This is a genomic window from Rhizobium sp. NPDC090279 (assembly GCF_044769665.1).
In the GTDB taxonomy this organism is placed as follows: Bacteria; Pseudomonadota; Alphaproteobacteria; order Rhizobiales; family Rhizobiaceae; genus Rhizobium.
In genome coordinates this window covers 87,693-100,023 of record NZ_JBIVYI010000009.1, presented here as the reverse complement: position 1 = coordinate 100,023, position 12,331 = coordinate 87,693, and the positions used below count along the sequence as shown (strand labels likewise).

9 protein-coding genes and 1 tRNA gene are annotated in these 12,331 nt (G+C 57.7%); 4 read left to right on the top strand and 6 right to left on the bottom strand.

From position 1 onward, the window contains the following. The first annotated feature begins 293 nt into the window (after positions 1–293). Both erpA and xth read left to right on the top strand, forming a co-directional pair. Positions 294–626, top strand: a complete 333-nt coding sequence (gene erpA, locus ACIQWP_RS22480; protein WP_402792390.1) for an iron-sulfur cluster insertion protein ErpA — start codon at positions 294–296, stop codon at positions 624–626. 128 nt (positions 627–754) lie between these two features. After that, entirely contained in the window at positions 755–1,546 is a 792-nt protein-coding gene (gene xth, locus ACIQWP_RS22475) for an exodeoxyribonuclease III (protein ID WP_402792387.1), read from the top strand. 63 nt (positions 1,547–1,609) lie between these two features. Here the strand turns inward: xth and exoR are convergent, their stop codons facing one another. From exoR to ACIQWP_RS22450, 5 genes are all read right to left on the bottom strand, one after another. Further along, positions 1,610–2,413, bottom strand: coding sequence for an exopolysaccharide production regulator ExoR (gene exoR, locus ACIQWP_RS22470; protein ID WP_402792385.1), 804 nt, complete (start codon positions 2,411–2,413; stop codon positions 1,610–1,612). A gap of 682 nt (positions 2,414–3,095) precedes the next feature. Continuing rightward, positions 3,096–4,355 (bottom strand): OmpP1/FadL family transporter, encoded by a 1,260-nt coding sequence (locus tag ACIQWP_RS22465; protein WP_402792382.1) that lies wholly within the window; start codon positions 4,353–4,355, stop codon positions 3,096–3,098. 511 nt (positions 4,356–4,866) lie between these two features. After that, a complete protein-coding gene (locus ACIQWP_RS22460; RefSeq protein ID WP_402792379.1) occupies positions 4,867–7,710 on the bottom strand; it encodes a valine--tRNA ligase in 2,844 nt (947 codons plus the stop codon). A 123-nt stretch (positions 7,711–7,833) separates the two neighbouring features. Then, complete coding sequence (locus tag ACIQWP_RS22455) at positions 7,834–8,715, bottom strand: PopZ family protein (RefSeq protein WP_402792376.1); 882 nt, start codon at positions 8,713–8,715, stop codon at positions 7,834–7,836. 248 nt (positions 8,716–8,963) lie between these two features. After that, positions 8,964–9,632 carry a protein-L-isoaspartate O-methyltransferase gene (locus tag ACIQWP_RS22450; RefSeq protein WP_402792374.1) on the bottom strand — a complete coding sequence of 223 codons (669 nt, stop codon included), beginning with the start codon at positions 9,630–9,632 and terminating at the stop codon, positions 8,964–8,966. A 450-nt stretch (positions 9,633–10,082) separates the two neighbouring features. Here ACIQWP_RS22450 and ACIQWP_RS22445 point away from each other — a divergent pair, with 450 nt between their 5' ends. After that, a complete protein-coding gene (locus ACIQWP_RS22445; protein WP_402792371.1) occupies positions 10,083–10,523 on the top strand; it encodes a Rap1a/Tai family immunity protein in 441 nt (146 codons plus the stop codon). Between the two features lie 631 nt (positions 10,524–11,154). Here ACIQWP_RS22445 and ACIQWP_RS22440 read toward each other — a convergent pair. Further along, a tRNA-Cys gene (locus ACIQWP_RS22440) sits at positions 11,155–11,228 on the bottom strand. A gap of 39 nt (positions 11,229–11,267) precedes the next feature. Between ACIQWP_RS22440 and ACIQWP_RS22435 the strand changes: the two genes are divergently transcribed. Further along, positions 11,268–12,035, top strand: coding sequence for an acetyltransferase (locus tag ACIQWP_RS22435; protein ID WP_402792368.1), 768 nt, complete (start codon positions 11,268–11,270; stop codon positions 12,033–12,035). The last annotated feature ends 296 nt before the right edge of the window (positions 12,036–12,331 follow it).

The window sequence follows — 12,331 nt, the reverse complement described above, 5'->3', positions numbered from 1 at the left end:
GGCATTTGGCTCCCGCACCGCCATCAGCGCGACAGTCGTTTCCCTGCAATCGGTTCCTGGCCTTGCCGGAAGATCCGGACAAATGCCCGCTCTTCGTACATCCCAGCCCATTGACGCCGCTTTGCGGCCTTCATACCTATAGACAAGAAAACAGCAAAATGGTGTGTGGCTCAACCACGAAACCATAGCTGTCACCAGCCTGACTTTCATGATAAAGGCTACGGATATCAGCCGTTTGAAAGTTCGACGGCCTATTGGTTCTCTCCGGATCTTGACCCCGGCAGGAGGAAAGCATGACTGAAACAAGTGTTACCCTATCGGACGCCGCGGCCAGGCGAATCGCTGCTATCGTCGGCGCGGAGGCTGGAAAGCACGCATTGCGCGTTGCTGTCGAAGGCGGCGGCTGTTCGGGTTTTTCCTATAAATTCGATCTCGTCGAAGGCCCCGAGGATGACGATATCGTCGTCGAAAAGAACAATGCGACCGTCCTGATCGATCAGCTTTCGCTGGTCTACATGGCGGGCTCCGAAATCGACTTCGTCGACAATCTTCTCGGTCAGTCCTTTCAGATCAAGAATCCGAATGCGGTCGCAAGTTGCGGCTGCGGCACGAGTTTCGCCATCTGAGCCCCAACCGCTTTTCCACAGTTTGATGACCGGCCGGGAGCCCTCGCTCCGGGCCGGTTCTCATATGGGCTGTAGTCAAGCCCGCCCGCTGCGGCTACAACAGGGCGAAGCAAAGGAATGAGCTGCCCATGAAAATCGCCACCTGGAACATCAACGGCGTCAAAGCGCGTATTGAGAACCTCTGCCAGTGGCTGAAGGATTCGAACCCGGACATCGTGTGCCTGCAGGAGATCAAGACGGTCGACGAAGGCTTTCCCAGACTGGAGATCGAAGCGCTCGGCTATCATGTCGAAACGCATGGGCAGAAGGGCTTCAACGGTGTTGCGATTCTCTCGAAGACCAAGCCGGATGAGGTGACGCGCGGCTTGCCCGGCGACGATAGCGATGAACAGGCGCGCTTCATCGAGGCGGTGTTTTCCATCGAAGGGCACGGCGTCCTGCGCGTCTGCTGCCTTTATCTCCCGAACGGCAATCCGGTCGATACCGAAAAATACCCCTACAAGCTTGCCTGGATGGAACGCCTGCGCAAATTCGCCAGGGATCGGCTAGCTCTTGAGGAACCTCTGGTGCTCGCCGGCGACTACAACGTCATACCGGAGCCGCACGACTGCTTCGACCCGAAGGTCTGGGAGAACGACGCCCTCTTCCTGCCGCAGACGCGCCAGTCCTTCCGTCAGCTCGAACATCTTGGCTTTACCGATGCGGTGCGGGCCACCACGGATGCGATCAAGCTCTATTCATTCTGGGATTATCAGGCCGGCGCCTGGCCGAAAAACAACGGCATCCGCATCGACCATCTGATGCTGTCGCCGGAAGCTGCCGATCGCCTTACCGCGACGGCAATCGAGAAACATGTGCGCGCCTGGGAAAAGCCGTCCGACCACGTGCCTGTGATCGCGCATCTCGATTTCGCAAGCTGAGCCGGTTTCGCTGCAGGCATATCGCGCGCCCTGAGCAACAACGGCGCTGTTAAAGCGAGCGGATCAGTCGGAGCCGGCGACGTCAAGCTGATGAGCCATGGAGACTGCCACGCGGCGGTCGTTCTCGTTGGCGATCGAGAAGGCCTGCTCCTGCATGTCTTCCATCCAGCTACAGTCCTTCGGCTTGCACTTGTCGAGCGCTGCCGTCATGAAGGCCAGACCGCGGATCGATTGACCTTCCTGGAACAGGATATTGCCGAAAACGGCCATGGCACCCGGATGGCCGCTCTTGCGCGCCTGGTTCAGCCACTTCTTCGCCTGCTGGACATTGGTGGCGCCACCCTCGCCGGACAGCATCATCTGCGCCAGCTGGAACTGCGCCTCCGGCACGCCGAAGGTCGACGCGACCTGGAAATAGAGCTGGCGGGCCTGGTTGAGGTCGATCTTGACCGGGCTGTTGGGGATGCCGGTCTTGTAATAGCTGGCGAGCGCCAGCAACGCATTGATGAAGAAACCCGTGTCTTCCGAACCCGGCTCCACGCCCTGCTGGGCGATCTCGCTGTAGATCTTGAAGGCTTCGAAATCGTTCTGCGTGACGCCGTCACCATCGGCATACATGTTGGCCAGAGCCCAGCGCGAACCGGTGTGGCCTTTTTCAGCGGCGTAGCGATAGGCCTCGACCGCCTCTTCCTTCTGTCCGTTCTTGTAGGCCTTGAAGCCGAACTTAAAGAGATCGAACGGGCCCGATTCCTTGGTGACGCCGGCGTTGATATCGAATGCCTTGGCTTGACCCGCCAGCACCACAGCCGTGGCAAGGGACAGGCTGAGCATCATGACTCTCGCTGATATGAACTCGGACTTAAACATAACAGTCGATTTCTTTCGCTCCACTCGCATCTGCCACGGCGTTCGCATGTACGCCCTCAGCTTCACGAATGTTTTCCCTGACGGCGCACGAGACTGGATCATTCCCCGGAAGGAAGATTTCCATGGCACTCAACCGAGGCTGTTTGCCACAATTGTGAGCATAGCTTGCAATTATGTCCAAACCCGCATTTGCGCGACCGCTATCGCATCCCACCGCCGAAGAAGCGTTTCTCCTCGCTCTCCGATCAACAAGATCGAAGATCCTCCGGCCGATGGCTTCCCTTGGCAGACAAAGACTTTTCCGCTGCATCGGAAGCATCACTGCTCCGATCCCTGATTGTTGCTTATGCCAAAGTGGAAGTTCACCCATCGACCGCTTACGCACTTTCTACAAGGCTTGCCCCTGTGCCCACGTAATCGCTGCTCCCCATTTGTGGCGGGAAATGGACAAATTGTAATCTGATCACGTGGCTGCAATGTCTTGAAATAGAGTGTTGCTAATTCGTCACAAAAATTTTATCGGACTTGAGATTTCTTTAACCATAAATCAGGCAAAAGGTGCAGTTTGCGCTCCACTTTTCCCGATCGGACAAAGAAACGTCGCGAAGCTTGAGAGAGCTCGCGACGTCGGTGGCAAAGTAAAGGATCAGTCGATAAGTTCCTTCAAATCAACGGCTTATCGTCAGAAGCTGACTTTCACCGATGTTTGAAGAGCGGCGACCAAGTCATTTCCGTAGCTGTAGGTCACATCATCACCGTAAACGGCACCGCCGCGTGTGATCGATCCGGATTTGCCTGACGTCATCAGGCCAAGAGCGCCGCCGAAATTGAACTGAACATGCTCGGTCGCCTTGTAGGCCACGCCCGCGCCAAGGGTCCATGTGTCGGAATTCATGCCATAGCCATCGCTGGTGCCGCGATCCCAGGTGAGGCTGACGGCGCCGCTCCACTTGTCATTGAATTTGTGTCCGATACCGCCGGTGATCGTCCATCCGTCCTTGTAGAGCAAGTCAAGCGAGGTCAACTCTGTCGGGCCACTCGCCTTGCAGGAGATGCTGCGCGTCGATGTCGGGCAGAAAGCGATGCTCTGCAGAAGGCTCCAGTTCGTCCACTTGACCGAACCGAAAGCGAGCCAGTCCGGCGCGATGCCGGTCTGCACCTTCCATTCAAGCGAGTCGGGAGCAGTGGCCGAACCGAAAACAGACGTGACCCTGCCTGCAAAACCGGGACGAACAACCGGCGGCACCTCGGTCAGATCGACGGTACCCTTCAGGTTATCGTATTTGACCTGGCTGTTGTAGACGAGGCTTGTGCGGAAGGCATATTCCGGAATTTCATAGGCAATGCCTGCGCGCCAGCCCCAGCCATGACCGTCGATGTCAAGCGAACCCATGCCATTGTAAATGGCGGAAATCGGGGCCGGCGTGGCGTAAACGAGGCGTGACTTGTAACCACTGACTTCCTGGTAGAAGCCGCCGCCGATCAGGCGAAACTGGCCCGGACCCACGTCAAACTTGTACGAGCAGGTGGCCGAATAGTTATTCGTCGTCAACTTGACTCTGGTCTCGTCGTTTGCACCGGCCCAATTCACGCCTTCGTTCAGACGCGCGCCGAAGGGCTGCGAATAGTCGGCCATGCAGTCGAGGTCATCGGTGATGCCAACCTTGAAGGCGGCATAGGGAATGGCGTAATTTTCCGACGCATCGGTCGAACGGCTGCGGCCATTTAGATTGCCGTTGAGCGGATTGGTGTCCTTGGCGTTCTTCAGCTTGCGATCCGGCATGACGTAGGTAACGCCCGACTCGAAAACGTAACGGCCCTTGTCGAAAAGCAGGTCGATGTCGTAGCCGCCGCGATCAAGGCCGCCCGCAAAGGCGGCGCTCGCGAAAGACGAACTGATGACGAGCGTGACTGCGCCCCTCAGCGCAATAGAAAATGCCATTGGATCTCCCCCACAGGTGCATTCATTTATTTGATTGTTGCGATGATCGCGTGAATTAGCAATGTGGCGTACGGGAGCGCCAGCGCTGCAAGAGAGCATTTGATTTACGTAAGAAAGTGAACTCCGCCTCCGAAGATCCATCAGAGTAGGTAATTTTTTCTTTCGGAATACCATTTTTGCCCCAGCATAGTTTTTCATTCTTCATAGCAACAATTCTGTTACAATATGACAACAGTTTCGCTTTTCGAGTGTATCTGACACGTTTAGGGGTAATCTGTTTCGCCTGTGCGAAACTGGCTACGGATCTGGGGCATCAGATCCAGTCAATTCCTGTCGAATCGAGGGAAAAAGCAAAAAGGCACCCGACGAATGCCGCGTGCCTTTTGTGCTGTCTGATTGCAATTTTCATGAAAGCGCATCGCGATCTCCAAGAGCCGCTTCTTGCACTTTGGTCTTTCATCTCATGCCTGTTATAGGCGAAAAACGGCTACTCCGTTTTGCGTGGCATGCTTCAGCCAGCTTCGCTCACCCGGGCCAGCGCCACCTTGAGGCTCGACTGCTGCCCCTCGAGTTCGCCGAGGCGCTCGCGCTCGGCGGCAACGACATCCGGATTGGCGTTGGCAACGAACTTCTCGTTCGAAAGCTTGCCGTTGATGCGAGCGATCTCCTGATCGTTCTTGGCAATCGCCTTTTCGAGGCGTGCTTTCTCGGCCGAGAGGTCGATGAGGCTACCGAGCGGCAGGCAGACGGTCGCCTCGCCGATGACGATCTGCGCGGCTCCCTTCGGCGCGGTATCGGCAAGCGAGACCGTTTCTACACGCGCCAGCCGCTTGATGGCGGCGTCATGACGGAACAGGCGCTCGCGCGTCAGGCTGTTGGCATCGACGACGACCAACGGTGCGGTGGCTGCCGGCGGCACGTTCATTTCCGAACGAACGGAGCGAATGCCGGAGACCAGATCGATCAGCCAGTTGATTTCATCGGCCGCCACATTGTCGGCATAGGACGGTGCCGGCCAGTCCGCATGGCAGATCAGGCTTTCACGCTCCTGGCCCTCACCTGCCGTATGCGCCCAGAGTTCCTCGGTCATGAACGGCATGAACGGATGCAGCAGCTTGTAGGTCTCTTCGAGAACATAGGCGGCGCAAGATTGAGCCTCCGCCTTGGCATTCTCATCTTCGCCACTGAAGATCGGCTTCAGCAATTCGAGATACCAGTCACAGAACTGATTCCAGATGAAGCGATAGAGCGCGCTTGCCGCATCGTTGAAGCGGAAGCTTTCCAGCGCCTCCGTGACGTCGCGCTCCGCACGCGCCAGCTCCGTCAGTATCCAGCGATTGACAGTGAGTTCGGCTGCTTCCGGCACGAAATGCGGATCGCTCTTGGCACCGTTCATCTCGGCAAAACGCGTCGCGTTCCAGAGCTTGGTGCCGAAGTTGCGGTAGCCGGCGATGCGGGCCGGGTCGAGCTTCACGTCGCGACCCTGCGCCGCCATGATCGCCAGCGTGAAACGCAGCGAATCGGCGCCGTACTGGTCGATCAGCTCGAGCGGATCTATGACGTTGCCCTTGGACTTCGACATCTTCTGCCCGTTCTTGTCGCGCACCAGAGCGTGGACATAGACGGTGTTGAACGGCTCGACCGACTCGCCGTTCTCGTCCTTCATGAAATGAAGGCTCATCATCATCATGCGGGCAACCCAGAAGAAGATGATGTCGAAGCCGGTGACGAGGACGTTCGTCGGGTAGTAGCGCGCCAGTTCCGGCGTCTCGTCCGGCCAGCCGAGCGTCGAGAACGGCCAGAGCGCCGACGAGAACCAGGTGTCGAGCACGTCTTCATCGCGCGTGAGGATTTCGCCTGGCTTGAAGTTCTCCAGCAGGTCCTCGACATAGGCCTTCATCGGGCCCTCATGCGAGAGATAATGCTGGATTGCGGCCTGCAGCGCCTCTTCCTCGGTCTTCTCGACAAAAACCTGGCCATCCGGCCCGTACCAGGCGGGTATCTGGTGACCCCACCAGAGCTGACGGGAGACGCACCACGGCTGGATGTTCTCCATCCAGTCGTAATAGGTCTTGTCCCAGCTCTTCGGAACGAGCTTCGTGCGGCCGTCGCGAACGGAGGCGATCGCCGGTTCGGCGAGCGTCTTGGCGTCGACATACCATTGCTCGGTCAGGCGCGGCTCGATCGGCACGCCGCCACGGTCGCCATGCGGAACCATGTGCTTGTGCGGCTCGATCTTGTCGAGCAGGCCGGCTTCTTCAAAGATCCGGACGATGATCTTGCGAGCCTCAAAGCGGTCTTTGCCTTCCAGCTCGTCCCATGCCCCATGCAGCGCTGCCGGATTGTCGAGGCCCTCGAGGAAATCCTCGTTGTCCTTTATGGTGATGGTGGCTTCCGGCGTGAGAATATTGACAACGCGCAGACCACGGCGCTTGCCGACATCGAAGTCGTTGAAGTCGTGTGCCGGCGTCATCTTGACCGCACCCGTTCCAGCCGTCGGGTCCGGATATTCATCGGCGACGATCGGAATGCGACGGCCGACGATCGGCAGGATGACATGCTTGCCGATGAGCGGCTTGTAGCGTTCGTCCTCCGGATTGACGGCAACGCCGGTATCGCCGAGCATGGTTTCGGGCCGGGTGGTGGCGACGACGAGATAGTCGCGCGTTTCCCATTCCGTCGGCTTGCCTTCCTCGTCGAAGGCGACCGGATGCTGATAGGTGACGCCCGGCTCCAACGGATAGCGCAGATACCAGAGATTGCCGTTGACCTCGTGCTGCTCGACCTCGATATCTGAAATCGCGGTCAGCATCTTCGGGTCCCAATTGACCAGACGCTTGTCCTTGTAGATCAGGCCTTCCTTGTAGAGCGTGACGAAGACCTCGAGAACAGCCTTCGACAGGCCTTCGTCCATGGTGAAGCGTTCACGCGACCAATCACAGGAAGCGCCGAGGCGCTTCAACTGATTGAAAATGAGGCCGCCGGACTCTTCCTTCCATTCCCAAATCTTCTCGATGAACGCTTCTCGGCCGATCTTGTGGCGATCCGGCTGCTGCCGTTCAGCGAGGCGACGCTCGACGACCATCTGTGTGGCGATGCCGGCATGATCCATGCCTGGCTGCCAGAGCACATCCTTGCCGCGCATACGCTCGAACCGCACCAAAACGTCCTGGAGCGTGTTGTTCAGCGCATGGCCCATGTGCAGCGAACCGGTCACGTTCGGCGGCGGGATGACGATGGTAAAAGTTTCCGCGCCCGGCTTGGCGTTCGCGCCGGCGCGAAAAGCGTCGGCCTCATCCCATTTTTGGGCGATCTTCGGTTCGACTGTGGCGGAATCATATGTTTTGTCGAGCATTTTTTGACCGGAACTAGAGGATAGGGTGATGCGAGTTGTAAATAAGGATGGCTGTGGGCAAGTCAATAAAAAAGCCGCCCCGGAGCCCGGAGCGGCGGATCGGCTACCCGAAGCTCAGGCTTGTCAGCGACGCGGGCCGCGGGCCACTCGCTCGATTTCTTCACGCACGAGACGTTCGACCAGGGTCGGCAGATTGTCGTCCAGCCACTCCTGCAGCATGGGCCGTAGCATTTCCTGGGCCAGTTCATCGAGAGAGCGGCGCGGGCCGCCATCGACGATGGCTGCGAGCTCTTCAAACGAGCGGGAGACCTGCGCACCCGCGGCTTCGGACATCAGCGGCGACGCGGACATGGCCTGAGCCGGCGGCAAGGAAGTTTCCACTTCCGCAGCAACGGCTGCAAGCGATTCCGGCGCATGAAAGACCGGTGCCTCGACGGGGGCGGCGATCTGAGGAGCCGGAGCAGTCGCCATCGGCCTCACCTCTTCCATATCAGGTTCGATCCTGACTTCGGCCATCGCCTGCATGGCCGGTGGGGCGACCGGTGCGGCAACATCGGCAACGGCATGTCGCAGCGGAACATCAGTGATCGGTTCGACATGCGCCTCGGCAAGGCGCGCGACCATGGCCGGCGGCAGTTCGCGCGGTTGTGGCGGCTCGCGTCCGGCATTCAGCAAGGCGGCGGTATTGCGCTCGGAAGCGGCACGTACACGCGCGGCAACATCGGCCAGCGACAGGCCACGACCGGCAGCGTCGGGTTCGACAACGGGCATCTGCGAGTTTGCGGCGACGAAACGCGGCTCGTGTTCGGCGGAACGGGCACGATCAGCGGCGGCGAACTCTTCATCGACAGTCAATTGAATATCGTCGTCACGCATGCCGGAGCCGGCAAAATGCGTCGAAGGAATCGGCTTGGCGCCTACGGGTTCGTTGCTTTCGATAATCCTGCGGATCGACGCCAGGATCTCTTCCATGGACGGTTCACGCACTACATTTGGCTGAGCCATATTCATCCCCGTTTTCCCATATTCAACGACCGGAAACTCGCCAGGCCAGCACCCGAATCAGGGCCACCCTAGATGACTGTCTTCGGGAAAAAAATCACCTGGAAAGCACTAAACCCGGTGATGCACAGTTTTGTTACGATCACGACGAATCGCTCTGCTGAGCCTGATTCTGCCACAGGCGGCGACAATAAAAAACAGGCGCCCCAGGGCGCCTGTCGCAAGCTCAATCATCGATCCCATTCAGGAAATCAGAATACGAATTCCTTGGCCTTCGCAAAGCCCGGAAGCGGCTTGATCGACGCGTTGAAAAAGACGTTTTCCGAAAAGGCGCCGCGTTCGCGCATGAAAACGGTCGCACGGGCGGCATGGCCATAGCCGATGACGGTGATCAGTCGACCGTCTTCGCCGAGCTGGTCGAGCAGGCTCTGTGGCAACTGCTCGATCGAGCCATTGATGAAAATCACATCATAGGGTCCATTACCGGCATTGCCCTTTTCGAGATCACCGGTGACGACGGTGACATTGTCGTAGCCAAGTGCCGCGATGTTGGCCTGGGCCTGGGCTGCCAGCTCCTCATCATTCTCAAGAGCGACGACCCTTGCGGCAAGAAGTGACAACAGGGCGGACACATATCCGGTGCCACAGCCGACATCGAGAACCTTGTCTTCCTTGGTGATGGCGCCGAGCTGCAGGAGTTTTGCCAGTGGCGATGCTTCCATCAGGAAGCGTGCCGGCTTGCTTGCCGCTGCCGCGGCAAGCTCGATATCGCAATCGACATAGGCCAGAAGCTTCGATTTCTCCGGCACGAAATTTTCGCGCGGCACGGCGAAAAACGCATTCAACACGGAGTGGGAGGTGACATCCGTCGTCCGGATCTGGTTCTCGACCATCTTCACGCGCGCTGCTTCGAAATCCATCTTATCCTCTTGCGCCCTTCGTGCCCGAACGGGCCGGCTCTACTTTCTGTTACGGGTGTCTTAATCGCCTCACGTCACGCTTTCAAGGCATTGCCGCAACAGGCACCGAAATTCATGGCCAGGCGTCGCCGACGAACAACAATGGGCGCCCTCAAAGGCGGACCAGAGCCTTCCGGTATCCGTCATCTGCAACGTCTTGCAAATCCGCCCCGCCCCAGAACGGGATCACCGTTAGTAAAATGTTAACCTCGCAAGACCACGCTTCAAGGCATTGGACCCGCCCGGGTGTGGTGACCAATCAACCTTCCGGCCCGACGCCATTCGGGCTAACATTAAATTTGAATAGAAGGTGGCTGGGATGCCTGTTTCTCTCGTTCTTTTCGTCGTAACGTCGCTGCCGCTGGTGGTTTTTCTGGCCGCCAGCCTTTCCTCGATGATGTAGGTTTCCGAATGAGGCTTTTGCTCTCCGTCGCAGCGCTTCTCCTTCTCTTACCCCAGGTCGCGTTGAGCGAGGAAACGTTAAGCGAAGACGAGCCGAAGGAGACAGCCCCGATCATCGGACACGTCGTTACCGGCAAACAGCTCGACGAATGGTGCGAAGAGGATCGAACGCTCGCCTCGGTCTATATCCAGGGCATTCTCGACGAAGCTCAGCGAACGAAGAACCTGACCATCCGGGCTACCAAGCAGACTCCAAAAAACTCGTCCCGCTATGAGCGCTATCTTCAGCAGTTCGTCGGCGCGTTCTGTCTGCCGCCCGATCTCAACAATACGAAGGCGACGGCGATCGCCTGCAAATGGATGGCGGAGCATTCCTGGCAGCTCGAACGGCCTGCCAGCTCGCTGATCGCACGCGCCTACAAATTCGCCTTTCCCTGCCTCGAGGAATAGGTATCTCCTCAGCAATGGCGGCTCAGAACCGACGCGAGACAGCCAAAGCTTTCGCGGAAGATCGAGAATCATCCAAGGCGATGAGAAGCCTGTCCATCGATGTCGCGGACCAAATGCGCAACGGAAACAGGCAGCTCAAGTGAAGATCGCAGCCAAACCCGGGAGGAATGACGCTTGATGCGCGAAAGCGCCATCTCGCATTTCCGTTGACAACTACTAAGCACATCTTATAATTAGGATGCTGAATTTGATTGACCTCTAGTCCAGCAAAAGGCGGCCCAGTTTTTTTCCCTAGACTGGACCGCTTTTGCTTTTATTGAAGTGCCAAACTCGCCGGAACTGCCTCAGTTCATGGCTTTTTCACGAGCCCGGCTCCAAAATCATCACAGACAACGAATTGAAGCCCGTCCGCCGCCTTACCTGCCACGGCACCAACAATCCTGTGGCTCGCGGCTTTGATCGATAAATGGGACCCCGCCGAAATTGTTGTCAGCGGCCGATGGGACGGAAGGCTGAAAAGGGCGTGGATTGCAGAGCTGTCTTCGGTGTGGCGTGAATGTTTCACGCCCAATTGCCACATCTGAAAATTTCAGGTGCGCGATCAATATGTTATAGATGGAATGAGAAAAGATGGAGGCCTCGCCCGGAATCGAACCGGGGTGCAAGGATTTGCAGTCCTCTGCGTAACCACTCCGCCACGAGGCCATCCGAAAGCAATTTGCGTTGTGGTGGCGCGGATTTAGAATGATCCAAAGAAAACCGCAAGAGGCTTATTCTGAATTCTGTCCTTTTTTCATTCTGAAGAGATATTTACCCACTGATCCGATGAGGACCGCCAGTGTGGATGATCGCCCACCTAGCGCGCGATCATTGCGGCCCGATGGAGCGACGATCCGCATGATTTCGCGGTCGATGTTTCATACATCGGGTACTTTGGCCGAACCGTGCCAGCGCAGGGTATGGTTGCAAACCCCTCGCCTGCCACAGCCTTTACGCGGCTGCGTGGAAACATTAAACAGCCATACCGAATTTTCGAACAAGAGATTGAGTTATCGAGACATGTTCCTGCTGCGGCAAGCAAGGCCCGACGACGTCGCGCGCAATTATGAGATATGGCGGACATCCGTGGAAGCCACCCATGACTTTCTCGCTGCATCGGATCGGGAAGCGATCGCGAGGATGGTTGAGGAAGATTATCTGCCGAATGCCGAATTCACGGTGGCGGTGGATGACGATGACCTGCCGCACGGTTTCATGGGAGTGACCGGGAACCATATCGATTCGCTCTTCATACATGCCGAGAGCAGAGGCAAAGGCTTGGGGCGCCTGCTTCTCGAAAGCTTTCGCACGGGAAAGGATGTCGTCACCGTCGACGTGAACGAGCAGAACGCGGGCGCCGTCGGCTTTTATCGACGGCTGGGGTTCGCGGTGACGGGACGCGCCGAGGTCGACGATCAAGGCCGCCACTACCCGATCCTTCATTTGCAATGGCAACAGCCGGCCATGCCATGAGGTGCAATATCCACACGGAACCCTGACGCTTTGTCGAGTGAAGCGGCTGCCAGCCCATTCAGGTAGGTTATAGAAACCTACGGTAGATGCTAGAATTAGTACTACCGGTTTGTACGCCACCCACGGACCGGACAGTGCCGCGTCCGACGAGACTACGCCCCCAGTAATGTCGTCGGACGCACCACATCAAGATACCCCGGCGACAGCATCGCAGCGAAGCGCGATTGTCAGACGACCTCCCATCTTCTCCTTCTATCCATAGAGTGATGCTCATCTGTGCCGCTTTCTCCGCTGGC